The 22,967-nt window shown below is 75.7% G+C and carries 17 protein-coding genes; all 17 read right to left on the bottom strand.

The annotated features are described in order from the left end of the window. Nucleotides 1-140 precede the first annotated feature (140 nt). The 17 genes from LPA54_RS21610 to LPA54_RS21530 all read right to left on the bottom strand — a co-directional run bounded on the left by LPA54_RS21610 (nucleotide 141) and on the right by LPA54_RS21530 (nucleotide 22,924). On the bottom strand, nucleotides 141-2,219 hold the full coding sequence (locus LPA54_RS21610; RefSeq protein ID WP_228980296.1) for an iron ABC transporter permease: 2,079 nt from the start codon (nucleotides 2,217-2,219) through the stop codon (nucleotides 141-143). Then, nucleotides 2,216-3,226, bottom strand: coding sequence for an ABC transporter substrate-binding protein (locus tag LPA54_RS21605; RefSeq protein WP_228980295.1), 1,011 nt, complete (start codon nucleotides 3,224-3,226; stop codon nucleotides 2,216-2,218). The genes LPA54_RS21610 and LPA54_RS21605 overlap by 4 nt, the downstream gene beginning before the upstream one ends. A gap of 54 nt (nucleotides 3,227-3,280) precedes the next feature. Next, nucleotides 3,281-4,090 carry an ABC transporter ATP-binding protein gene (locus tag LPA54_RS21600; RefSeq protein ID WP_228980294.1) on the bottom strand — a complete coding sequence of 270 codons (810 nt, stop codon included), beginning with the start codon at nucleotides 4,088-4,090 and terminating at the stop codon, nucleotides 3,281-3,283. Further along, on the bottom strand, nucleotides 4,087-5,889 hold the full coding sequence (locus LPA54_RS21595) for an IucA/IucC family siderophore biosynthesis protein (protein WP_228980293.1): 1,803 nt from the start codon (nucleotides 5,887-5,889) through the stop codon (nucleotides 4,087-4,089). Before LPA54_RS21595 ends, LPA54_RS21600 begins: the two co-directional genes overlap by 4 nt. A gap of 71 nt (nucleotides 5,890-5,960) precedes the next feature. Then, nucleotides 5,961-7,520: an aspartate aminotransferase family protein gene (locus tag LPA54_RS21590; protein WP_228980292.1), complete on the bottom strand. Its 1,560-nt coding sequence runs from the start codon at nucleotides 7,518-7,520 to the stop codon at nucleotides 5,961-5,963. Next, nucleotides 7,517-8,302 carry a hypothetical protein gene (locus tag LPA54_RS21585; protein ID WP_228980291.1) on the bottom strand — a complete coding sequence of 262 codons (786 nt, stop codon included), beginning with the start codon at nucleotides 8,300-8,302 and terminating at the stop codon, nucleotides 7,517-7,519. Before LPA54_RS21585 ends, LPA54_RS21590 begins: the two co-directional genes overlap by 4 nt. Then, nucleotides 8,299-8,850 carry a GNAT family N-acetyltransferase gene (locus tag LPA54_RS21580; protein WP_228980290.1) on the bottom strand — a complete coding sequence of 184 codons (552 nt, stop codon included), beginning with the start codon at nucleotides 8,848-8,850 and terminating at the stop codon, nucleotides 8,299-8,301. Before LPA54_RS21580 ends, LPA54_RS21585 begins: the two co-directional genes overlap by 4 nt. Beyond that, the gene (locus tag LPA54_RS21575) at nucleotides 8,847-10,571 is read right to left on the bottom strand and encodes an IucA/IucC family siderophore biosynthesis protein (RefSeq protein ID WP_228980288.1); all 1,725 of its coding nucleotides are present in this window, start codon (nucleotides 10,569-10,571) and stop codon (nucleotides 8,847-8,849) included. Before LPA54_RS21575 ends, LPA54_RS21580 begins: the two co-directional genes overlap by 4 nt. Next, a complete protein-coding gene (locus LPA54_RS21570) occupies nucleotides 10,568-11,968 on the bottom strand; it encodes a lysine N(6)-hydroxylase/L-ornithine N(5)-oxygenase family protein (protein ID WP_228980287.1) in 1,401 nt (466 codons plus the stop codon). Before LPA54_RS21570 ends, LPA54_RS21575 begins: the two co-directional genes overlap by 4 nt. Then, nucleotides 11,965-13,470 (bottom strand): aminotransferase class V-fold PLP-dependent enzyme, encoded by a 1,506-nt coding sequence (locus tag LPA54_RS21565; RefSeq protein ID WP_228980369.1) that lies wholly within the window; start codon nucleotides 13,468-13,470, stop codon nucleotides 11,965-11,967. The genes LPA54_RS21570 and LPA54_RS21565 overlap by 4 nt, the downstream gene beginning before the upstream one ends. Before the next feature lie 17 nt (nucleotides 13,471-13,487). Further along, complete coding sequence (locus LPA54_RS21560) at nucleotides 13,488-14,828, bottom strand: diaminobutyrate--2-oxoglutarate transaminase family protein (RefSeq protein ID WP_228980286.1); 1,341 nt, start codon at nucleotides 14,826-14,828, stop codon at nucleotides 13,488-13,490. A 313-nt stretch (nucleotides 14,829-15,141) separates the two neighbouring features. Continuing rightward, nucleotides 15,142-17,523 (bottom strand): glycoside hydrolase family 65 protein, encoded by a 2,382-nt coding sequence (locus LPA54_RS21555; protein WP_228980285.1) that lies wholly within the window; start codon nucleotides 17,521-17,523, stop codon nucleotides 15,142-15,144. Next, the gene (locus tag LPA54_RS21550) at nucleotides 17,520-18,293 is read right to left on the bottom strand and encodes an HAD family phosphatase (protein ID WP_228980283.1); all 774 of its coding nucleotides are present in this window, start codon (nucleotides 18,291-18,293) and stop codon (nucleotides 17,520-17,522) included. The genes LPA54_RS21555 and LPA54_RS21550 overlap by 4 nt, the downstream gene beginning before the upstream one ends. Before the next feature lie 510 nt (nucleotides 18,294-18,803). After that, entirely contained in the window at nucleotides 18,804-19,718 is a 915-nt protein-coding gene (gene bla / locus LPA54_RS21545; protein WP_228980281.1) for a class A beta-lactamase, read from the bottom strand. Between the two features lie 239 nt (nucleotides 19,719-19,957). Then, nucleotides 19,958-21,808 carry an FG-GAP-like repeat-containing protein gene (locus LPA54_RS21540; protein WP_228980279.1) on the bottom strand — a complete coding sequence of 617 codons (1,851 nt, stop codon included), beginning with the start codon at nucleotides 21,806-21,808 and terminating at the stop codon, nucleotides 19,958-19,960. Between the two features lie 251 nt (nucleotides 21,809-22,059). Next, entirely contained in the window at nucleotides 22,060-22,245 is a 186-nt protein-coding gene (locus LPA54_RS21535; RefSeq protein WP_228980277.1) for a hypothetical protein, read from the bottom strand. A gap of 244 nt (nucleotides 22,246-22,489) precedes the next feature. Further along, nucleotides 22,490-22,924 carry an ATP-binding protein gene (locus LPA54_RS21530; RefSeq protein ID WP_228980275.1) on the bottom strand — a complete coding sequence of 145 codons (435 nt, stop codon included), beginning with the start codon at nucleotides 22,922-22,924 and terminating at the stop codon, nucleotides 22,490-22,492. Nucleotides 22,925-22,967 lie beyond the last annotated feature (43 nt).

The following is a 22,967-nucleotide window of genomic DNA, read 5'->3' as shown; positions in this document are numbered from 1 at the left end:
AGCGCCGCCTCGCCCCGCCCGGCCCGCCCCGCCTCGCCCCGCCTCGCCCCGCCCGGCCCGCCCCGCCCGGCCTGGCCCGGCCTGGCCGGAGCCGGCCGATCACCCGGACGACGGGGCGGGGCGGCGCGCAGGGCCGTACGTCACCCCGCGCGGTGGCCGCGCCGCAGCTGCCACACGAAGTACGGCGTGCCGATGAGCGCCGCCAGCAGCCCCGAGGGGATCTCCGCCGGGGCGATCGCCGCCCGGCCCACCGTGTCCGCGGCGACCATCAGCGCCGCGCCCGCCAGCGCCGCCGTCGGCAGCAGCCGGTGCGTCCGCGAACCGACCAGCATCCGCGCCGCGTGCGGCGCGACCAGGCCGACGAACGCCACCGTCCCGACCACCGCCACCGCGCACGCCGCCAGCGCCACCGCGAGGGCCAGCACCGCCAGCCGGGTGCGCTCCAGCGGCAGGCCCAGCGTGCGGGGGGTGTCCTCGCCCAGCGCCAGCAGGTCCAGCCGGCGGAAGGCGAGCACCACCAGCGGCACCCCGACCACCGCCGCGCCCGCCAGCACCGACAGGTCGGTGGTGTCCCGGGCGTACGTCGACCCCGACAGCCAGGTCAGCGCCTGCGCCACCTGGAAGCGCGCCCCCACCACCAGGTAGTTGGTGGCGGCCGTCGTCAGCGCGAAGGTGCCGATGCCGACCAGCACCAGCCGCTCCGGCGCCACCGACCCCTTGCGCAGCGACAGCCCGTACGTCAGCGCGAACGCCGCCGCGCCGCCCAGGAGCGCCGCGACCGGCAGCGCCGCGTACGGCACCGACGGCAGCGCCACCAGCACCAGCGCCGCGGCGAATCCGGCGCCGCCGCTGACGCCCATCACGGTGAGGTCGGCCAGCGGGTTGCGCGACACCGTCTGCACGATGCCGCCCGCAACCGCCAGCAGCGCCCCGGCGAGCGCCGCCACCAGCAGCCGCGGCAACCGGTACTCCAGCACCACGCCCCGCAGCAACTCGTCACCGCCGCCCGCCAGCAGCCGCGGCAGTTCGGCGAGCGGGACGGAGATGTCCCCGAGGACCAGCCCGCCCGCCAGCAGCGCGCACACCGCCGCCACCCCGCCGAGCAGCAGCGCCGGGTACGGCAGCCGCCGCCCGCGCCGCCCCGGCATCACGGTGCCGGGCGCGGCCGGCTCGGCCGGCAGGCGGCGGGCCAGCCACAGGAACAGCGGCGCGCCGAACAGCGCGGTCACCACGCCGGCCGGGACCTCGTTGCCCGTCGGCGACGTCACCCGCGCCAGCAGGTCCGCCCCCAGCAGCAGCGTCGCGCCCCACACGGCGGCCGCCGGCACCAGCGCCGCGTGGCGCCGCACCCCGGCGAACCGCACGAGGTGCGGAGCCGCGAGGCCCACGAAGCCGATCGGGCCCGTCACCGCCACCGCGCACGCCGTGAGCAGCACCGACAGCAGCACCGCCGTCAGCCGCACCCGCCCCACGCGCACACCGAGGCCCCGCGCCGTCTCGTCGCCCGTCCCGAGGATGTCCAGCGTCCTGGCCAGCAGCAAGCCGCCCAGCAACCCGGCGGCGAGCAGCGGCAGCACCGCCACCGACCGGGCGCTGTCGGCCACCGCGAGGGAGCCGTGGCCCCAGAAGAACACCGCACCGGTCTCCTCCTGGAACAGCACGACCAGCACCGCCGTGACGCTCGACAGGGCGAGCGTCACGGACACCCCCGCCAGGACCAGGTGCGCCGGCCGGCCCCGCGACCCGCCGGCCACGGTGTGCACGAGCGCGGCGGCCAGCAGACCGCCGACGAACGCCACCCCGCCGCGCGGCAGGTCGCCCAGCGAGAACCCGGTGATCGCGCTGACCGCCACCGCCAGGTACGCGCCGGCCGTCACGCCCAGCGTGTCCGGCGACGCCAGCGGGTTGCGCACCGACGACTGCAGCAGGCACCCCGCCACCGCCAGCGACGCCCCGGCCACCAGCCCGGCCAGCGTCCGCGGCAGCCGCCCGCCGAGCAGTACCGACCGGGCGTCGGCGTCACCCCCGCCCAGCAGCACCCGCAGCAGATCCCCCAGCCCCACGCCGCTGCGCCCGTACCCGAGGTGGGCCACCGCCACCACCAGCAGCGCGAGCACGCCGCCCAGCACGACCGCGGCCGGGCCGATCGGGGGGCGGTGCGCCCTCCCGGCCGGCCCCGGCGCGGCGGTCCTCACCGGACGCGTCGCGATCCCGGTCATGAAGTGAGCGCGCCCGCGATCTCGTCGGCCACCTGCCCGGTGGAGAACGGCCCGCCGAAGAACCACGTGCCCGGGTCCAGGGCGTGGACCCGCTTGCCCTTGGCGAAGTCCAGGCTCTGCCACAGCGCGTTCTTCGGCAGCGACCCGGCGAACACGTCGTCGTCCTTCGCGGCGACGTACACCAGGCTGGACTTCTCGACCGGCTTCAGGCCCTCGATGTCGACCTTGCTCATGCCGTACGCGTCGGCCTTCCCCGACCAGGCGTTCCTCAGGCCGAGCCGCGGAAGCAGGCCGCCCGGGATGGTGGAGTCGGTGAGGACCTCCACCACGGCGGCGCCGTCCGTGGTGTAGCCGCGGGCGACGGTCACCGAGGCGCCGCCCTTGCCCGCGTCGGCCAGCTTGCGCCGCGCGGCGTCGACCTTGGCGTCGAGGTCCTTGAGCGCCTGGTCGGCCGCGTCGGCCTTGCCGACCGCGGTGCCGATCTTCTTCAGCGTCGCCCGCATCTCCTCGTACTCGCTGTCCGTGGCGTACGGGTCGAACATCAGCGTCGGCGCGATCTTGTTCAGCTGCTCGTAGTTGGCCTCGGAGCGCACCTTGGAGGTGATGATCAGATCCGGCTTCAGCACCTTGATCGTCTCCAGGCTGGGCGCCTGCCGGGTGCCGACGTCCTTGACGTCCTTGCCGAAGCGCGGGCCGCCGGTGACCCACTGGTCGTAGCCCTTCACGTCGGCCACGCCGGCCGGGGACACCCCGAGGGCCAGCAGGTCCTCGGCGTAGGTCCACTCCAGCGCGACGACCTTCGCCGCCGGCTTCTCCAGCGTGGTGGAGCCCTTCAGGTGGGTGACGGTGACGGCTCCGCCGTCCTTCCCGCCGCCGCTGCCCTTCGTCGGCGACCCGCCGCCCGCCTCCTCGGCGGCGGAGCCGCAGCCGACGGCGGTGACGGCGAGCGCCGCGGCGGCGAGGAGGGCGGTCAGGGCGGTCCGTGCGGCCCGTGGTGGAGTGCGCATGAGCGAGGTTCCTTTGCTCGTTCGGGTGGTGCGGTTCCGTGGTGCGGTCGTGCGTCAGGTGGCGGCCGCCGCCGACGGCTCGCGCCAGGTCGGCAGGCAGGTCGGCACACCCGTGTGGGGGTCGTGGGTGACGGTCGTGTCGATGCCGAAGGCGGTGCGGACGGTCTCCTCCGTCAGCGCCTCGGCGGGTGTGCCGGAGGCCACGATCCGGCCCCCGGCGAGCACGACCATCGCGTCGGAGAACGCGGCGGCCTGGTTCAGGTCGTGCAGCACCACCGCCACGGTGATGCCGTGCTCGTCCGCCAGCCGCCGCACGAGCCGCAGCACCTCGATCTGGTACCGGATGTCGAGGTACGTCGTCGGCTCGTCGAGCAGCAGCAGACCGGTCCGCTGGGCCAGTGCCATGGCGATCCACGCCCGCTGCCGCTCGCCGCCGGACAGCCGGTCCAAGGTCCGCTCGGCGAACGGGCGCAGGTTCGTCGCGTCCAGCGCCCAGGCCACGGCCTCGCGGTCCTCCCGGCCCGCGCCGCGCGCCAGCAGCCCCTGGTGGGGGTGGCGCCCGTAGGAGACCAGCTCCTCCACGGTCACCCCGGCCGGGACGATCGGCGACTGCGTCAGGAAGCTCAGCTTGCGCGCCAGCTCCCGCGGCCGGTACTCCGCCAGGTCCCGCCCGTCCAGGACGATCCGCCCGCCGTCCGGGGTGTGCAGCCGGGCCAGCGCCCGCAGCAGCGTGGACTTGCCCGAGCCGTTGGGCCCGACGAGGGCGGTCACCTCACCGGGGGCCAGGGCGACGGCGATGCTCCGCGCGACGGGCTCGCCGCCGTGGCCGAGGGTCAGCTCCGACGCGCTGATCTCGATGCTCACGACAGCGGGTTGGAGACGGTGCCGTTCGGGCGCAGCGCGTGGCGCAGCGCCCGGTCGACGTAGCGGGTGACGACGAGCCGGTCGGTGTTGAACGGGTAGCGGGGGAACTCGCCGGCGAGCATGTCGTACTGCGCGAACCGCTCCGCCTTCTCCGGAAACCGCTCCTGGTACGACACGACCGCCTGCCGCACCAGCTGCCAGAACCGCTCCTCCGCCACGCCCAGCTGCTCGGCGACGAGCGGCGCCAGGTACCGGAAGTGGCCCAGCAGCAGCTGGTCCACCACGTGCTGGCGGATGACGACCGGGTCCTTGCGCGGCAGGACGTGGTCGTAGCCGTCCGGTTCCGGTCCGCGCTCGGGCACCGGGGTGTGCGAGACGGACACGTCGTCGACGAAGTCCTTCAGGAACAGCCGGCGCGGCACGTCGTCCCCGTCGTACCCGATCAGGGTGTTCTGGCCGTGCGGGTTGAAGGTGATGCCGTACGTGTACATCACGTGCAGCACCGGGTGCATCACCGTCTCGAACAGCCGCGACAGCCACTCCTCGGCCGGCAGCCCGGAGGCGCGGGCCAGCTCCGCCGCGAACGCCGTGCCGTGCTCGTCGACGTACAGCAGCGACGCGAACGTCCGCACCCGCTCGCCCTCGTCCCGCCGCGACGACACCGACTCGCGCCAGATGCACCCGAGCGTCTCCAGGTGCTGGTACGGCACGTCCGGCACCCCGTCCAGGTAGGGGTGGCGGACCGTCACCGACGCCACCTCGCCGAGGAACACCGTCCGCAGCTCGTCGCGGAGCAGCGGGTCCCGGCCGAGCAGGCCCGTCAGCCACTGGGTGGTCAGCGGCGCGCCCTGGGTGCAGTGCGGCGGGATGCCGCGCCAGATCAGCGTGTTCACGATCTTCAGGGGGAGTTTGACGTCCCAGCGGCCGCGCTCGGACACGTTCGTCATCGTCCGCACCGACTGCTGCGGCAGGTAGGCGTCGGCGCTGTCGCCGAGGGGGACGATCCGCCGCTGCGCGATCTCGCCCGCGAACAGCACCTGCACGGCGTGGTCCCACTGCCACGGGTGGACGGGCATCCACACGTACGCGTCCGGGTCGCCGCCCGCCGCCTCGATCCGCGCGCGGAACGAGGCGACGGTGCCCTCGTCCAGCTCGTGCTCGACGACCGCCCGCTCGCTCAGCTCCGGCGTGCCGCGGAACTCCGCCAGGCCCCGGTGCACGGCGATCCACCGCAGCGCCACCGTCCGCCCCGACTCCGGCGCGTACGCCCGCACGTCCGTCGCGGAGAACCCGATGCGGCCCTTGTTGGCCACGAGCGTCGGATGGCCCGTCATGGCGGACTCCAGCTCGGCGTGGTCCAGTTCCCGCAGCTCGGCGGCGGTCCGCCCGCCGTGAGCGATGCGGGCGGCGTCCACGGCGAGGGTCGCCGACACCTCGGTCAGGTACATGCCCAGGGTCGGCGCGTCCGTCCCGATCGTGTCCGCGCAGTCGACCAGGAACTGCTGGGCGTCCCACGCCGGGGTGGCGATCTCGTTGCCGAGCAGCCCGGCCGCCCCGCGCGTGACGGAGGACCCGTCCACGCGCCAGGAGTCCAGCGCGCCCCGGGTCGCGGAGAACGCGTACGAGACGCCGCTGTCCAGGTCGACACGGAAGCGGCCCGGCGTCTCCAGCTCCAGGGGCTTGACCAGCTCCTCGAACGCGAACTCGGAGAGCGTCTTGGCGAGGAGCCTGCGGTTGGCCTCCCGCCACGCGTCGGGGGACACGTCGGCGAGGTCGGGGACGGGGTGGCCGTCAGTCATACGGGCTGTGCCTTTCTCGTGAGGGCGCCGGTTCTTCTTCCGGCCCTTGTGCTGCTCCACTCCGCGGCGCTTCATGCGGCGGTCCCTTCCTCCTCGACGGCCCGCCCGGCTCGGACGACCGCGTCGAGCAGGTCGTCGACGTCGGTCGTGCGGGCCTGCGGGTTGAGCAGCGTCAGCTTCAGGTGGACGGTGCGGCGGCCGTCGCCCTGCGCCACGTCGGTCCGGCCGACCAGCGCGTGGCCGGTGCGCAGCAGACGGCGGCGCAGGGCGCCGTTGACCGAGTCGGACGCCGCCGGGTCGCGGGTGGCGTACCGGAAGACGACCGTGGAGAGCGTCGCCCCGGCGGTCAGCGCCAGCGCCGGGTGCGCCGCCACCGCCCGCTCGGCGTGCCGCGCCAGGTCGTGGCAGGCGTCGAGCATCCCGCCGACCCCGTCGGTGCCCAGCGCCAGGAAGGTCGCCGCGACCTTCAGCGCGTCCGCGCGGCGCGTCGTCTGCAGCGACAGGCCGAGCAGCCCGTCGTACCCGGCCTCGCCGTCGTCGTCCGGGTTCAGGTAGGCGACCCGCAGCCCCGTGGTCGGTGCGAAGTCGGCCGCGTCGCGGGCGAGCAGGACGCTCGCCGCGGCCGGCTGCCAGGCCGTCTTGTGCAGGTCCAGGGTGACGGTGTCGGCCTCCTCGATCCCGGCGAGCAGCGGCCGAAGCCGGCCGGAGAAGAGGGCGCCGCAGCCGTACGCCGCGTCGACGTGCAGCCGCACGCCGTGCTCCCGCGCGACCGCGGCGACCTCGGGCAGCGGGTCGACCGAACCGTAGTCGGTGGTGCCGGCGGTGGCGACGACCGCGACGGGCAGCCGCGCGGCGGGGTCGACGTCGCGCAGCGCCGCGTCGAGCGCCTCGGGGCGCATCCGGTGCCGCCGGTCGACGGGCACGGTCCGCACGGCCTCCTCGCCCAGTCCGAGCACCGCGCAGGCGCGGGCGACGGAGAAGTGGGCCAGTTCGGAGCAGAGGACGAGCGGCGCGAGACCGAACCCGCTCAGCCCGCCGCTGCGCACGTCGCGGACCTTCGCCGCGGCGGCGTCGCGGGCGATGAGCAGCGCCTGGAGGTTCGACGCGCTGCCCCCGGGCGTGAGCACGCCGCCCGACTCGGGGCCGTACCCGGTCAGCCGGCACAGCCCCCTCACCAGCCGCCGTTCGATCTCGACGGCGTACGGGCCGGAGTCCCAGGTGTCGACGGACGCGTTGAAGATCCCGGCGAGGACGTCGGCGGCGGCGGCCACGGCCAGCGACGGCGGCTGGAGGTGGGCGGCCGCGCGCGGGTCGGCGAGGTCCACGGTGGTCTCCGCGCAGGCCCGGGCGAGCGCCAGCACGGCGTCGCGGCCGGCGCCTGCGCGCGGCACCACCCCGTCGGGGAACTGCTCGTCGACCAGGCGCGTCAGCTCCTCCGGGCTCAGCGAGGGCAGCGGCCCGCCGCGGCGGCGCAGCCCGGCGGCGGCCTCCCTGGCGATGTCGCGCACCAGGCGGCCCAGTTCGGCGAGACCGGCGGGCGAGGCCGCCAGCAGGTCGGGTTCGAGCAGCGGCGAGGGCCCGGACGCGGGCCCGGGTATCGGGTCGGACAGGGCACTACCGGGCATCGTCATGGCAGGTCATTCCTGTAGTCCCAGGCGGGGGCGGGCAGCAGGGCCAGCACCGCCAGGTGCGGCAGCACGAACAGCAGCGTCGCGGTGCCCGCCGACGCCCCGGCGCCGGTGACGTACTCGGTGAAGTACGGCCGGGCCGCGTACACCGCGACCGCCGTCACCAGCACGTACCCGGCCAGCCGCCACACGCCGCCGCCGGCGGGCGCCGCCACCGCGGGGCCGGCGGGGACGGCCACCGGGCGTAGCAGCCGTACGCACGCCAGCAGCAGCACCGCCTCCACCACGGCCAGCAGCGGCAGCGCGGTGCGCGGGTCGGGCACCGACACGACCAGGCCGCCCAGCAGCGTCGCGGCGACCGAGGCCGCGTGCAGCACGGCCACGTACTGGACCACCCCGGGCAGCACCCCGCGCGGATGGCTGCGCGCGAGGCCCGGGTAGGCCAGCAGGACGACCGCCTTCGCGGCCACGAGCAGCACGGACACCCCGGTGAACACCGCGTACGACGGGGCCAGCACGAGTGCCGCGGTCAGCAGCACCGCCGCCGTCTGGCCGACCGTCACCAGCCGCACCAGCGGCACGCGCCGGCAGGCCCGCCCCCACAGGGGCAGCGCCACGACGGCCGACACCTGGCAGACCACCAGGAACAGGCCCGTCGCGGCCAGCGTCTGCACCCCGTACGCGGCGCGGAACAGCGCCGGGTAGAACGGGGCCAGCGCCGACTGGGTCACCATGTGCAGCCCGGCCGCCGCCAGCAGCACCGGGCGCCCGTGCGCCCCCGTCATGCCGTGCGCTCGCGGACCATGAACGCCGCCCGCTTGCCCGGCAGGTCGATCTGCCGCGCCATCCGGAACCCGGCCCGCTCGAAGGCGCGCAGCGAGCGCGCGTTGCGGATGTCGGGCTCGGCGACGACCCGCTCGGCGTACGGGTCGGTGCGCAGCTGCCAGTCCGACACGGCGCGCAGCAGCACCGCCCCGAGCCCGCGGCCCCGGTACGCGGACGGGCCGAGCAGCAGGTGGACGCCGGCGTCGCGCGGCCGGGAGGCGTAGTGGTGGCGCAGCGGGTCCAGGTCGGCCCGGTACAGCTCCCAGTAGCTCATCGGCGTGCCGTCCACGCACCCGACGTACGGCGTGGAGTGCGAGCTGGCGACCTGCTCGCGCAGGTAGGCGGCGACCCGCTCCACCGGCTGGGCCATCTCCCAGTACTCGGCGACCTCCGGGTCGTTCATCCACCCGTGGACCAGCTCGGCGTCGGCGGCCGGGTCGACCGCCCGCAGCGCGAACACGCCCTGCTCCAGCACCGTCTCGGCGATGACGAGGGGCCCCCGCGTCACTTGCGCACCTCCACCAGGGGGTTGGGGATGTCGACGTACACGGACTGCTCCTCCAGCGGGCCCGTCAGCTCGTCCATGCCGCGCACCCGTGTCAGCAGGTTGGCCTTGCAGCGCAGCGTCGGCTCCTCCCGCAGCAGCGAGGCGAGGCGCAGCCGGTCGCCGTGCGCGGCCGCGGCGTCCGCGAGGAACCGGTCGGCGTGCCGCAGCAGCCGCACCTCGTCGGCGAGCCCCTGGGAGCCGAGCGCGCCGGCCAGGCCGAGCATGTTGTTGATGCCGACGTAGTAGGCGAGCCGCTCGTCGATGACGTCGTCCGCGACGTACGTGCCGAGGTCGCGGCCGACGCCGGGCACCCAGCCGTACAGGGCGCCGCTGCGGTCGGGGGAGAAGTAGTAGCCCTGGTTGTCGCGGTAGCGGCCGCCGGCCGGCCAGCCGTCGCCGTCCAGCGTGACCAGCGTGTTCTGCTGGTGGGCCTCCAGACCGAGCCCGTACGCCGCGTACAGCCACAGCACGGGCCCGACGACCCGTTCGGCGTACCGGGCGAACCACTCCTCGGCGACGTCGGCGACGGGCCGGCCGGTGCGCGCGGCGATGCCGTGGACGAGGGAGGCCAGCCGGGAGCGGCCGTCGGGCAGGTCGGGCCGGGGCGCGACGAGGCCGGCGACGCACTCGGCCTGGGCCGCCGCGTCCGCCGGGAACGGGTTGGCGCGCACGACCACGTCCAGGCCGGTGTCCCCGCCGCCGTCGGGCGTGGCGTCGACCGCGAGCCACGCCGGGTCGCGGACGATCGCGAATCCGGGGTGGGCGGCGTGCAGCGCCCGGCCGAGGCCGGCGGTGAGGAGCCGGTCGACGGCGAGGCCCCGGTGCAGCTCCGCGCGCATGTTCTCGCGCCGCGAGTTGGTGATCCGCAGGCCCAGCGAGAACTTCAGCATCACCGGGGCGTCGGCCCGGTACAGCGTCCGCACCGACGAGGTCGCCGACCAGGCGGGGCCGGCCGGACCGAGGTCGTGCAGCAGCCCGGCGTCCAGCAGGGCCCGCACGGCGGGCCGGTGGACGACGTCCTGCGCCTGCCACGGGTGGGCGGGGACCAGGACGCTGCCCGACGGGCGGGCGGGGGCGTCGCCGGCGAACCCGGCGAGGAGGTCCTCGGCGCTCCGGTCGAGGGAGGAGTCGGCGCGCACGACCGACGGGTCGGCGGCGAACCAGTGCAGCGGGAAGGCGCCGCGGACCTCGGGGGAGTAGCGGGCGGCCTCCGTGTCGGTGAGCCCTTCGCGGCTCTTCGGCGTCGGGTGCAGCGGGTGCCCGGTGATCAGGGACTGCTCGGCGGCGAGGAACGCGGTGGTGCCGGCCGGGTCGTCGGGCGCCGCCCGCCGGGCCCGGACGAACTCGGTGACGCGCCGCACCGAGTCGCTGACCCGCCCGGTCAGGTCCGCCACGGAGGCCGGGTCGCCGTCGGCCGCCTCGACGCCCAGCAGCGCGGCGAGCGCCGTCGCGGAGGCGGGCGTGCCGGAGGGGAGCCGGGCGGGTCCGAAGCGGTGCCAGCCGACCGGTGACCAGTACCGGACGGGCACCTCGACGGCCGTGCCCGACGCGGGCAGCTCCAGGCGCAGCACGTCGCCGTCGGGCCGCTCCACTCCGGTCTCCCGCACCCAGCAGCGCAGCAGGTTGTCGACGGCGGCCCGGTCGGCCTCCGTGACGGGGTCGAGGGGCTGGATCTCGCTCATGCGCACTCTTTCTGGTCGTCGGCGGATCGGGACGGGTCCGCGCAGGCGCGGGTCCCGGCGAGCCCGAAGGTCGTGAACGCCGTCCGCTCGGGCAGCGGGTAGGCGGGCCGCCCGGTCAGGGCGTTGAGGATCACCGCGGAGCGCCAGGCGGCCAGCCCCAGGTCGGGGGTTCCGACGCCGTGCGTGTGCCGCTCGGCGTTCTGCACGAAGACCGCCCCGCCGACCTTGTCGTCGAGGACCAGCCGCTGGTCGCGGCCGACGAGGGGCCGGCCGGCGCCGTCCCGGGAGATGTGCGGGCCGAGCGCTTCGAGCAGCCCGTCGACGGGCCGCTCGGCGTAGCCGGTGGCGAGGACGACGGCGTCGGTGGCCAGTTCTCCCCGGGACCCCTCCTCGGTGTGCTCCAGGGTCAGCCGCACCCGGCCGCCGCGCTGTTCGGCGGCCGTGACGGCGACGCCCGGGGTGAGGGTGACGTCGGGCCACCCGCCGGTGAGGGCGCGCCGGTACAGCTCCTCGTGGATGTCGCCGAGGGTGTCGGTGCTGACGCCCTTGTACAGCTGCCACTGCGCCGGCAGCAGCCGGTCGCGGGCGGTCTCGGGCAGGTCGTGGAAGTAGCGCGTGTAGTCGGGCGTGAAGTGCTCCAGGCCCAGTTTGCTGTACTCCATCGGCGCGAAGGCCGGGGTGCGGGCGAGCCACGTCAGCCCCTCACTCCCGTGGGGGCGGGCCCGCAGCAGGTCCAGGAGCACCTCCGCCCCGGACTGGCCGGCGCCGACGACGGTGACGTGCCCGGCGGTCAGCAGCCGGTCGCGGTGGGCGAGGTAGTCGGCGGAGTGCAGCACGGGTGCGTCCGGGTCGGCGGCCAGGGCGCGCAGCGGCGCGGGCACGTGCGGGGCGGTGCCGACGCCGAGCGCGAGGTGCCGGGCGAGGACCGTGCCGGTGCCGAGGGCGGCGCCGTGCTCGTCGAGCCGGGTGTACCGCGCCGCGTACGCCTCGCGGTCCTCGTCCCAGGCGACCGCGTCCACGCGGTGGCCGGAGCGGCAGGAGGGCAGCTCCTCGCTGACCCAGCGGCAGTACGCGTCGTACTCGGCGCGGGGTATGTGGAACCGCTCCGCGAAGTAGAACGGGAAGAGCCGCTCCTGGGTGCGGATGTAGTTGAGGAACGACCACCGGCTGGTCGGGTCGACGAGGCTCACCAGGTCGGCGAGGAACGGCACCTGGAGGGTGGCGCCCTCGATCAGCAGGCCCGGGTGCCACCGGAACGCGGGCCGCTGGTCGAGGAAGACGGCGTCGAGCCCGGGCACCCCGTCGGCCAGCGCGGCCAGCGACAGGTTGAACGGGCCGACGCCCACGCCGAGCAGGTCGACGGTCCTCGGCTCCTCGGCGGCTTGCTCGGTCGTCATCGGGGTCCTTCCGGTTCCTGGGGGTGCGTGGTGCCGGTGCGGGCGGCGGTGGCGGCGACCAGGTCGAGCAGGCCGGCCAGGTCCTCGCCGGCGGCCCGCGGGTGGAGCAGGGTGGCCTTCAGCCACAGGCGGCGGGTGCCGTCGGCGTCCTCGGCGACGGCCCGCCCCACGACGGCGCGGCCCTCGGTGAGGAGCCGGCGGCGCACCTCGGCGACCAGCGCGTCGCCGTCCGCCGGCGCCGCGGCGTCCGCGGCGGTGGGGCGGAACAGCACGGTGCTGATGCCGATGCCGCCGGGGCGGCGGCGCAGCCGCGGGTGGTCGTCGACGAGGGCGGCGAGCTCGTGCGCGGCGTCGACGCAGTGCTCGACGAGCGCGCCGAGACCGTCCCGGCCGAGGGCGCGCAGGGTGGCGGCGACCTTCAGCACGTCGGGGCGGCGGGTGGTGCGGATGGAGCGGCCGAGCAGGTCGGGCAGGCCGGCCTCGCCGTCGTCGTCGGCGTTGAGGTAGTCGGCGCGCAGCGCCAGCGGGGCGAGCGCGGCGCCGTCGGCCACGGCGAGGACACCCGCCGCGACCGGCTGCCAGCCCAGTTTGTGCAGGTCGAAGGTGACGGAGGTGGCGGCGGTCAGCCCGTCGAGGCGGGGCGCGAGCCGCTCGCTGAACAGCAGCGGCCCGCCGTACGCGGCGTCGACGTGGAGTTCCGCGCCGTGCCGCGCGGCGACGGACCCCAGCTCGGGGAGGGGGTCGACGAGCCCCTCGTCGGTGGTGCCGGCGGTGGCCACGACCAGGGCGGGCCCGGTGGTGCGGGCGAGGGCCCGGTCGACGGCCGCCGGGTCGAGCCGTCCGCCCGGGGCGGCCGCGGTGACCGGCTCGGGCAGGTCCAGCAGCCAGGCGGCGCGCCGCACGCTGTGGTGGGCGTTGGCCCCGCACACCACCCGCACCGTGGCGGTGCCGGCGGCGCGGGCCCGTTCCCGGGCGAGGAGCAGCGCCACGAGGTTGGACTCGGTGCCGCCGCTGGTGACCAGCGCGTCGGCCGTCGCCCGCCCCGGGTAGACCAGGTCGGCGAGGGCGGCGGTGACGTCCTGTTCCAGCACCGCGGCGGCGGGCGCCTGGTCCCAGGAGTCCATCGAGGGGTTGAGCGCGGCGGCGGCGAGGTCGGCGGCGGCGGCCACCGCCAGGGGCGGGCAGTGCAGGTGGGCCGCGCACCAGGGGTCGGCCGGGTCGGCCGCGCCCTCGGCGACCGCCCGTACGACGGTCCGCAGGGCCTCCTCGGCGCCGGTCCCCCGCTCGGGCAGGACGGGCGCGCAGGCGGCGCGTAACCGCCGGGCGACCGCGGCGGGGCCGCCGCCGGGCAGCGGCCCGCCCCGCGCGGCGGCGCCCTCGGCGAGCGCGTCCAGCACCACCGAGGTGAGCTTGCCGAGCGCGTACGCCCCGTGGGCGCCGCCCGCGACGGCGAGGTCGACCTCACCGGGGCCGGCGGGCGGGTGGCCGCCGGCCTCCCCTATGCCGTCCTCCCTGCGGGTCACCGGACGCTCGCCAGGGCCGCGGCGAGGCGCTCCACGACGGAGTCGGCCTGCTCGTCGGTGAGGACCAGCGGCGGCAGCAGCCGGACGACGGTGTCGTCCCGCCCGCCGAGCTCCAGCAGCAGGCCCCGCTCGACGCAGGCCGCGCGGACGGCGTGGGCCAGCACCGGGTCGCCCGGGGCGACGCCGTGCCGGTCGGGGGCGGCGTCCCGGTCGACCAGCTCGACGCCGATCATCAGGCCCCGCCCGCGCACCTCGCCGAGGACGGGGTGCAGGGCGGCGATGTCGCGCAGGCCGCGGCGGATCCGCTCGCCGAGTTTCAGGGCGCGTTCCGCCAACTGCTGCTCGGCCACGGTCCGCAGGGTGATCTCGCCGGCGACCATGGCGAGGGTGTTGCCGCGGAAGGTCCCGGTGTGGTGGCCCGGGCGCCAGGTGTCGAGCTCGGGGCGGTACGCGATGAGGGCCAGCGGCAGGCCGCCGCCGACGGCCTTCGACGTGACGAGCACGTCCGGGGTGACGCCCGCGCGCTCGCACGCCCAGTAGTGCCCGGTGCGCCCCACGCCGGTCTGCACCTCGTCGACGACGAGGACGATGCCGTGCTCGGCGGTGATGCGGCGGACCTCCCGCAGCCAGCCGTCCGGGGCCTCCACGACCCCGCCCTCCCCCTGGACGACCTCCAGGATGACGGCGGCCGGCGCCCCCACCCCGCTGCTGGGGTCGGTGATCAGGCTCTCCAGCAGCCGTGCCGACAGCTCCCCGGACCGCTCGGCGTCACCGGTGCCGAAGGGGCAGCGCAGCCCGTAGGGGTAGGGCAGCCGGGTGACCGGCACGCCGTCCGCGCCGACCGTGCCGCTCATGCGGGGCGGCCCGGAGACGGCGGACGCGCCGAGGGTCATGCCGTGGTAGGCGCCGGTGAAGGCCACGGTCCCGCGCCGGCCGGTGGCGTGCTGGGCCAGTTTCAGCGCCGCCTCGACGGCGTCGGTGCCGGCGGGGCTGCAGAAGTGCAGCCGCGCGGTGTCGCGCAGCCCGCCGGGGAGCCGGCTCAGCAACTCCCCGCTGAACGCGTCCTTCTGCGGGGTGATCATGTCGAGGGTGTGCAGCGGTGCGCCGGAGGCGAGGACCGACTGGAGCGCGGCGACGGTGCCGGGGTGGTTGTGCCCGAGCGCGAGGGTGCCCGCGCCGGAGAGGCAGTCCAGGTAGGTGCGTCCGTCGGCCCCGGTGATCACCGCGCCGGCGGCGTGCACGGGGGCGACGGGCAGGGTGCTTGCGTAGGTACGGGCGGAGGACTCGCGTCGCTCCTGGCGCTCGAGGAGCTCGGCGCGCAGCGCACCGTTCGGCATGGCGGATGCCCTTCGGTCGTGTTGCGGGGGTCGCGCACAAGGCGCACGCGCGGCGGGCGCGGTGGGGGCTCCCACCGCCGCCTACGGAAAGTTAGGTTAGCCTAACCTGCGAAAAGATCAAGGCCCCGCGACGACGCGCCGCGTCAATCAGGTCGTCAACTACCCATTGCGCGCCCCTCTTTAAGCCCCGTGCGCCCCCTTCGCCACCCCCGCGCCCCTCTGACGCCCCGCCGGAAACACCGCCACGCGGCCCCCCGACCACACCCACCGGCCTCCACCGCCCCGCGGCAGCGGCAGCCGCGACCGCGACCGCCTACTCCGGCAACGGCAGCCGCACGGACCGCCCCGGCTCGATGGACACCGCGCACCCCGGCAGCTCGATGTCGATCGGCGCGATCCCCGACTCCGGCACGGTCACGTGCAGGCTCTCCGGGGTCATCCGCAGCCGCACGCCCCAGTGGCCGTGGAAGCGCAGGGTGAAGTCGTACTCCGACAGCTCCGGCAGCGGCACCGGGTCGAGGCGCAGCCGGCCGCCCCGGGTGTCGAGTCCCGTCAGGCCCCGCTGCACCAGGTCCAGCGTGCCCGCCATGGCACCGAGGTGGATGCCCTCGCCGGTCGTCCCCCCGTGCAGGTCCGCGATGTCCGCGACGAGCGCCTCCTGGACGAACTCCCACGCCTCCGCCCGCCGCACCCGCGCCAGCACCCACCCGTTGACCAGCACGCTCAGGGTCGAGCCGTGGCTTGTGCGCCGCAGGTAGTACTCGACGGTCCGCCACCACGTCCCGTCGTCCAGCACGTACCCCAGCCGCCGCATCAGCGCGCGCAGTTCGGCCGGCGGGAAGAGGTAGCCCAGCATCAGCACGTCCGCCTGCTTCGACGCCTGGTAGCGGTTGACGGAGTCGCCCTCGGCCTCCAGGATCCGGTCCAGCCGCCGGATGTCGCCGTACCGGTGCCGCAATCCCTCCCAGTCGAGTTCGGCCAGCTCTCCGTACCCGTGGAACTGGCTGATCACCCCGGAGTGGAACGGCACGTGCAGCCGGCGCGACACGTCGTCCCACAGGGCCAGTTCGCCCTGGTGCAGCCCGGTGCGCTCCTCCAGCTCGCGCCGGCGCGGCTCCGGCAGCTCCGTCATCAGCTCCAGCGCCCGCGCCAGCACCCACGCCGCCGTCACGTTCGTGTAGGCGTTGTCGTCCAGGCCCGGCCGGTCCGCGCCCGGATAGGCGTCGTGGTACTCGTCGGGCCCCATCACGCCGAGGATGCGGTACCGGTCGAGGTCCGCGTCGTAGGTGGCCGAGTCGGCCCAGAACCGGGCGATCTCCAGGAGCATCTCGGCGCCCCTGGTGTGCAGGAACTCGGTGTCCCCGGTCGCCTCCCCGTAGCGCCACACGTTGTACGCGACCGCCGAGCCCACGTGGTGCTGGAGGTGGGAGTGGTCCGGCAGCCAGCGGCCGGAGCGCGGGTTGAGATGCAGCTGCTGGGTCTCCTCCCGCCCGTCGCTCCCGCTCTGCCACGGGTACAGCGCCCCGGCGCGGCCCGCGTCGCGGGCGGAGAAGCGGGCCCGCTCCAGCCTGCGGTGCCGGTAGGTGAGCAGCGCCCGGGACACCTCGGGGAAGTGCAGGTTCAGATAGGGCAGGACGAACAGCTCGTCCCAGAAGACGTGCCCCCGGTACGCCTCGCCGTGCAGTCCGCGCGCCGGGACGCCCACGTCCAGGTCGGCGGTGTGCGGCGACAGCGTCTGCAGCACGTGGAACAGGTGGAGCCGCAGGATGCGGCCCGCCGCGTTCGGCACGCGCAGCTCCGCGCGGCGCCACAGCTGCTGCCAGGCCGTCCGGTGCGAGGCCAGCAGCTCCCCGAAACCGGGGGCGCGGCCCACCCGGTCCACCGCCGCGTGCAGCGGGTCCGCGATCGCCGGGTCGCGCGAGGTGTGCAGCGCCACGACCTTGTCGACGACGACGGTCGTGCCCGGCGACAGCACCAGGCGCGCCCGCTGCGCGACCCGCCGGTCGCCGTGCACGACCTCCAGGCCGGCCGGCGCCGTCGTCCGCGCGGCGAGCCCGATCCGGATGCCGGAGGAGGCGGTGCGGCACCGCAGCCACACCCGGCCGTCGGCGGCCTCGCCGGTGCCGACGTCCTCCAGGTGGCGGGAGGAGAGCTGCCGGTAGCGGGCGACCCCGGTGTTGGCGACCGACCCGTCCAGCTCGACCTCCACCTCCAGCGCCCCCGCCCAGTTCTCGGCGGTGAACTCGGTGCGCAGCGCCGCGAGGTGCGGGTCGCCCATGTGGACGAGCCGCAGCTGGCGCACGGCGAGGCGCCGCCCGCCGTCGTCCTCGTAGCGGCTGCGGCGCTCCAGGGTGCCGCCGTGCAGGTCGAGGGTGAAGGCGTGGTCGGTGAGGTACTCGTGCGCGGGCGTCAGCCAGGGGCCGGGCTCGTCGCCGTCGGCGACCCGGTAGCGCACGGGCAGCCAGTTGGGGAGGTTGACCATGTCCTCGTTCTCGACCCGCCGGCCCGCCACCTCCGAGGCCAGCCGGTCGTAGCACCCCGCCGCGTAGGTGCCGGGGTAGTGCGTGCCGTCGGCCGCGCACTCGGGGATCGCGCCGCGCGTCGCGAAGTAGCCGTTGCCCAGGGTGCACAGGGCCTCCCGCAGCGCCTCGCGGTCGGGGGCGTACCCCTCGAACTCCCACGTCCAGTCCGTCACGAGCGCTGTCCCTCCCGTGGCGCGAGCAGCTCCGACAGGTCGCGCACGACGAGGTCGGCGCCGTGCCGGCGCAGCGCGTCGGCGCCACCCGGGCGGCCCGCGCGGTCGACGCCGACGACCAGCCCGAACCCGCCGCGCCGCCCCGCCTCGACCCCGGCGAGGGCGTCCTCCACCACCGCGCACCGCCCGGGCGGTGCGCCGAGCCGGCGAGCCGCCTCCAGGAACAGCGCCGGGTCGGGTTTGCCGGGCAGACCCAGCCGGGCCGCCTCGACGCCGTCCACCAGCGCGTCGAACAGGTCGAGCAGCCGGGCCCCCGCCAACACCTCCCGGGCGTGCCGGGACGCCGAGGCGGCCGCCATCGGTACGCCGTCGTCGCGCAGGGCGCGCAGCAGCCGCACCGTACCGGGGTAGGCGTCGACGGGGCGCCCGCGCAGGCGCGCGGTGAACCGGCGCTCCTTGTCGGCGGCGACGCGCTCCACGAGGGTCGGCCCGGCGGGCAGGCCGCGCGAGGCGAGGAAGGCGGCGGCGCCGTCGCGTCGCGAGCGGCCGTCCACGTACCGCGGGTAGTCGTCCGCGGTGCCGAACGGCCGCCGCGCCGCCGGGTCGGCGGCGTCCGGCGGCAGGGCGGCCAGGAACGCGTCGAAGGTCTCCTTCCACGCCGCGGCGTGGACGCGCGCCGAGTCGGTGAGGACCCCGTCCGTGTCGAACACGACGGCCCGCACGGCCCGCAGCGCGGGGACCACCGTGCCGCGGGCCGTGGGCGGGCTCATGGGCGGGTCTCCTTGCGTCGTCGGCCGCCCGGGCCCCCGCGGTGAGCCCCGGGGACCCGGCGCGGCGCGAGGAACGGGCTCCCGACCATCATGGCCCGCGCGGGGCGACCGGGCCGGGCCGGCGGAGCCGGGCGGGGTACCCGCCCGGGGAGCGGCGCCGCGCGGGGCCCGGCCGCGGTGACGCGACCGGGCAGGCGCGGGGATTGCGCCGGACGGGTGAGAGAAGACATCCCGCACCGGAAGACACCCGCACCGGAAGGCGGCCCGCACCGGAAGGCGGCCCGCACCGGAAGACACCCGCACCGGAAGACACCCGCACCGGAAGACACCCGCACCGGAAGACACCCGCACCGGAAGGCGGCCCGCACCGGAAGACACCCGCACCTGAAGGCGGCCCGCAGCGACGGCGCCGGTACCGGACCGCACCCCGCGCCGCATGCCGCCGGAACCGAACCTCACCCCGAGCGGGACCCCACCCCGTACCGGGCCTCGTCCCGAGGGCGAGTCCTCTCAGCCGAGGGCTTCGGCCAGCAGTCGTGCCGCCTCCGCGACGAGAGCGTCGTCGGCCTGGGCGTCGGGCTCGAAGCGGGTCGTGAGCACGGACAGGAGGACCGGGGGCCGCCCGGGCGGCCAGGCCACGCCCACGTTGTTGTTCCCGCCGTACATCCCGCCGCCCGTCTTGTCGGCCAGGACCCAGTCCGCCGGGAGGCCCTTGCGGAAGCGCTCCCCGCTCGTGGCGTTGGCGAGCATCCACGCCGTCAGCTGCTCGCGGTCGCGGGGCGCGAGCGCCGAGCCGAGGACGAGCCGCCCGTAGGTCCGCCCGATGGCGCGGGGGGTGGTGGTGTCGGTGACGCGCCACGGCTCGGCCGAGTTCAGCTCGGGCTCCCAGCGGTCCAGCCGGGTCGTGTGGTCGCCGACGGACTCGCAGAAGCGGGTGATCGCGGTCGGACCGCCGAGCTCGCGCAGCAGCAGGTTGCCGGCGGTGTTGTCGCTCTGGCAGATCGTCGCGGCCGACAGCTCGGCGATGGTCATCCCGGTCGCGACCTTCTGGCTGGTGACGGGGGAGTAGCCGGACTGCTCCACGTACGCGGCGGTGAAGTGGACCCGTCGGGCGAGGACCTCCCCGTCCTGGTCCAGGTCGCGCAGGACGGCCGCGACGGCGAGGGTCTTGAAGAGCGACGCCATGGGGAAGCGCTCGTCCGCCCGGTACAGCACGGTCCTGCCGGTCCCCGTGTCGTGGGCGAACGCGCCGAGTCGTGCGCCGTGGCGGCGCTCCAGGGCCCGCAGCCGCCCGCGGACGCCGTCGGCCGGACTGCCCTCGGCGGCGTGGGCGGGCGCCGTCCCGGCCACGGCGGCGGCCAGGAACGCCCCCGCGCCGGTGGCGAGTACGGTACGGCGGCTGGGACGGTCTTCGATGGGCTGCACCGAGTGCCCCCTTCTCTCATCGGTCACAAAAACGAATACTTGTCACGACGACCCCACAGGTCCCAGTGGTTTCGCGAGGACCCCGCACTGTCCGAAAACCACCGGTCGCCCACCGCCCGAGACGCCCGACCCGGGACGCACCCGCCCGCGACAGCCCCGCCCCGGATGTGCCCCGGACGCGGAAGTGCCCGCGTACCGGACGGGTACGCGGGCACTCCGGGGGAAGGGTCACGCGGCGGTCAGCCGAGCGGGCCGCTCCAGCGGGCCGCCGGGGCGCCGAAGGCGGTACCGGTGCTCAGCCACGAGTACAGGCCGTCGACCTTGCGGCCGTCGGGGGTGTTGCCGAGGTCGTAGTGGACCGCGACGTCGCCCTTGCGGTCGCCGTTGTAGTCGCCCGCGGTGAACTGGCTGCCGCTCCAGCGGAACCCGCCGGTGCTCGCCCACTTCAGCGTCGGCGCGTTGAACGCCGTGCCGGTGCTGATGAAGGTGTACAGGTTCGAACCCCACTTGCCGTCCGACAGGCCGCGGTCGTAGAAGACCGACACGTCGGCCTTGCCGTCGCCGTCGAAGTCACCGGACGCGACCTTGGAGGCCGACCAGGTGAAGCCGCTGCCCGCGAGCCAGGTGCGCTGCACGGGGGCGAAGTTCGCCCCGGTGCTGTACCAGGTGTAGAGCGCCGAGAGGTTCTTGCCTTCGGCCGAGGTGCCGGCGTCGTAGAAGACCGACACGTCGGCCTTGCCGTCGCCGTTGTAGTCGCCGGCCGTCAGCTGGGACTGGGACCAGCGGAAGTTGCCGGTGCTCTCCCACTCCTTCGTCGGGTTGGCGAAGGCGGCCCCGGTGCTGGCGAAGGTGAACAGTGCGGAGCGGGTGACGCCGTCCGTGCCCCTGCCGCGGTCGTAGAAGACGCCGATGTCGTCCTTGCGGTCGCCGTTGAAGTCGCCCGAGGTGACCTTGGACGCGCTCCAGGTGAAGCCGCCGGGCGTCGTCCAGGTGCGCTTGGGGGCCTGGAAGCCGGTGCCGGTGCTGTACCAGGTGTAGATCGAGGAGACGTTGCCCTCGGCGGACGTGCCGGCGTCGTAGAAGACCGAGACGTCGTCCTTGCCGTCACCGTTGTAGTCACCGGTGGTCAGCTTCGACGCGGCCCAGGTGAAGCCGCCCGGCGTGCTCCACACCTGCTGCGGGGCGGCGAAGCCGGTGCCGTTGCTCAGCCAGGTGTGCAGCGAGGAGCGGTTCCTGTTCGCGGTGGAGGTGCCGTTGTCGTAGAAGCCGGCGATGTCGGCCTTGCCGTCGCCGTTGAAGTCGCCGGAGGCGACCAGCGACTCCTGCGGCAGCGCGCGGACCTGCCGGATCCAGTCGCGCAGGTCGTCGACCCGCGTCTCGACGGCGTCGGTACGGGTCTCGGCCGGGTCGGTGCCGTGGCAACCGCCCTGCCAGGAGGCGCTGTTGAGGGCGACCAGCTCGACCTTGCCGTCCGTGGTCCGCAGGGCCGGGCCGCCCGCGTCGCCGCGGCAGATGGTGCCGCCCGCGCTGGCGACCTTCACCGTGGGGCCGGTGGCGGTCTCCTGGACGGTGAAGGCGCCGCTGTGCAGCCGGTCCGGCACCCACGTCGTCTTGGTGCGGCCGTAGCCGAGCACGCGCAGCGTCTCGCCCTGGGTGGGCGCGGTGGCGGCCGGCACCACGGGGTCCACGCCGGTCACGGGCTTGGCCAGGCGCGCCATGACCACGTCGCGGTCCGCGCGCGGGACGACCTCGGTGACCTCGGTCTGGGTGCCGGCCGTGCCGGTGAGGTCCGCGCGGCCCACGACCACGGTGGTCTTCAGCGCGGGGGCGCCGGCCGGGGCGGGGAAGGGCTGCGCGGGGTTGTCCGAGAAGCAGCTGGCGGCCGTCAGGATCCACTGGGGGTCGACCAGGACGCCGGTGCAGGCGCGCTCGCCCCCGACGTTCACGTAGGCGGCGAAGGTGTCGGCGCCGTCGGCGACGGTGTCGCCGACGAGGGCCTGCGCCGGACTCGTCGCGGTGAGCGCGCCGGCTGCCGCCACTGCGGCCACGAGCGCGATGCCCCGCACGGTGCGAGGCTTTCGATCGGTCACGAAGGATCTCCCCTGGTTCTGCCGCTGACCTGCGTCGGCGTCGCGTCGGGGGTCGCGGCCGCGCCGCGCGGACGCCGCGCGGCGCGGTGGTACACCGATTCCCCCCGGAAGCGTGCAGGTCAGCACGTCTTGATGTGGATCAAAACTAGCCGATCATGGGGTGGTGTCAATGTGAAGGAATGTGGTCGGCTTCGGGTAGGGCACGGAACGTGACCGATCACCGTGGAGGTGTGCCTTCCGGGGCGGACCCGTCAGGACTCGCCGGGTCGGCGCATCAGTTCCTGGAACATCGTCATGCACGACAGGCAGTGCCGGTCCGTCTCGGCGCCCTGGTCGCCGAGGGGCTGTCCGCAGAGCGCGGCGGACTGGTGCTGGGCGACGACGTGCCACACCAGGTCGGAGTCGGTGGCGGCCGTGCCGATGTGCATTTCGTACATGGCGGCTCTCCGTGCGGTGGACGACAGGTGCCCCCAGCCCATCACGGCCGGGTGGCGGGCGCCGTCGGCGCCGGTCCGTCCGGGTGAACCGCCGCCCGGCGGCGGGGAGACGGGGCGAGCCGCCGGGACCGCCGCCCGGCCGCCGGGACCGCCGGTCGCCGGCTCGGTCGGCTGCCGGGACCGCCGGCCGCCGGGACCGCCGGTCGCCGGACGCCGGGGGCGGTCACGTCGCCGGCACGGCCGTTCACCAGGGCAGGAAGACGTGTATGTCCTTGCCCTGGGTCCCGGTCACCACGCTGACCTGCGTGGCGAGCGCGTGCACGAGGTGCCAGCCGACGCCCCCGCTGTTCTCCCGGGGCGACCACCGGCGGGGGACCGGCGGCTCCGGGTTGGTGTCGTGCACCTCGATGTGGACGCCGTCGAACGTACGCCGCAGCCGCACGGTGAAGGGGCCGGGCGCGTACTGGACGGCGTTGCTCGCCAGCTCCGTCACGACCAGCAGGACGTCGTCGCGCCGGTCGGGCTCGTCGGGCACGTCGGAGCGCTCCAGGGTGTCCAGGTAGCGGGCGGCCGCGAGCCGGGCCGTCGTCACGTCCCCGAGCGCCCCCTCGAAGCGGGCCTCCAGGTCGCGGACGGCCCGCTGGTCGGCGCCGTCGTTCGTGGGCGGGCCGGTCGCCACGGTGTCCTCCCGATGCTCGGCTCCGGTTGCGGATCCCTGACGG

The sequence above is a fragment of the Streptomyces sp. DH12 genome (assembly GCF_020873895.1).
In the GTDB taxonomy this organism is placed as follows: domain Bacteria; phylum Actinomycetota; class Actinomycetes; order Streptomycetales; family Streptomycetaceae; genus Streptomyces.
This window is presented reverse-complemented; position numbering and strand designations above follow the sequence as displayed.

Bases quoted from the DNA above. Each gene is read 5' to 3' on its own strand.
- LPA54_RS21610 (WP_228980296.1), bottom strand. From the start codon at position 2,219: ATGACCGGGATCGCGACGCGTCCGGTGAGGACCGCCGCGCCGGGGCCG.
- LPA54_RS21605 (WP_228980295.1), bottom strand. From the start codon at position 3,226: ATGCGCACTCCACCACGGGCCGCACGGACCGCCCTGACCGCCCTCCTC.
- LPA54_RS21595 (WP_228980293.1), bottom strand. From the start codon at position 5,889: ATGACTGACGGCCACCCCGTCCCCGACCTCGCCGACGTGTCCCCCGAC.
- LPA54_RS21590 (WP_228980292.1), bottom strand. From the start codon at position 7,520: ATGACGATGCCCGGTAGTGCCCTGTCCGACCCGATACCCGGGCCCGCG.
- LPA54_RS21585 (WP_228980291.1), bottom strand. From the start codon at position 8,302: ATGACGGGGGCGCACGGGCGCCCGGTGCTGCTGGCGGCGGCCGGGCTG.
- LPA54_RS21575 (WP_228980288.1), bottom strand. From the start codon at position 10,571: ATGAGCGAGATCCAGCCCCTCGACCCCGTCACGGAGGCCGACCGGGCC.
- LPA54_RS21570 (WP_228980287.1), bottom strand. From the start codon at position 11,968: ATGACGACCGAGCAAGCCGCCGAGGAGCCGAGGACCGTCGACCTGCTC.
- LPA54_RS21560 (WP_228980286.1), bottom strand. From the start codon at position 14,828: ATGCCGAACGGTGCGCTGCGCGCCGAGCTCCTCGAGCGCCAGGAGCGA.
- LPA54_RS21550 (WP_228980283.1), bottom strand. From the start codon at position 18,293: ATGAGCCCGCCCACGGCCCGCGGCACGGTGGTCCCCGCGCTGCGGGCC.
- LPA54_RS21535 (WP_228980277.1), bottom strand. From the start codon at position 22,245: ATGTACGAAATGCACATCGGCACGGCCGCCACCGACTCCGACCTGGTG.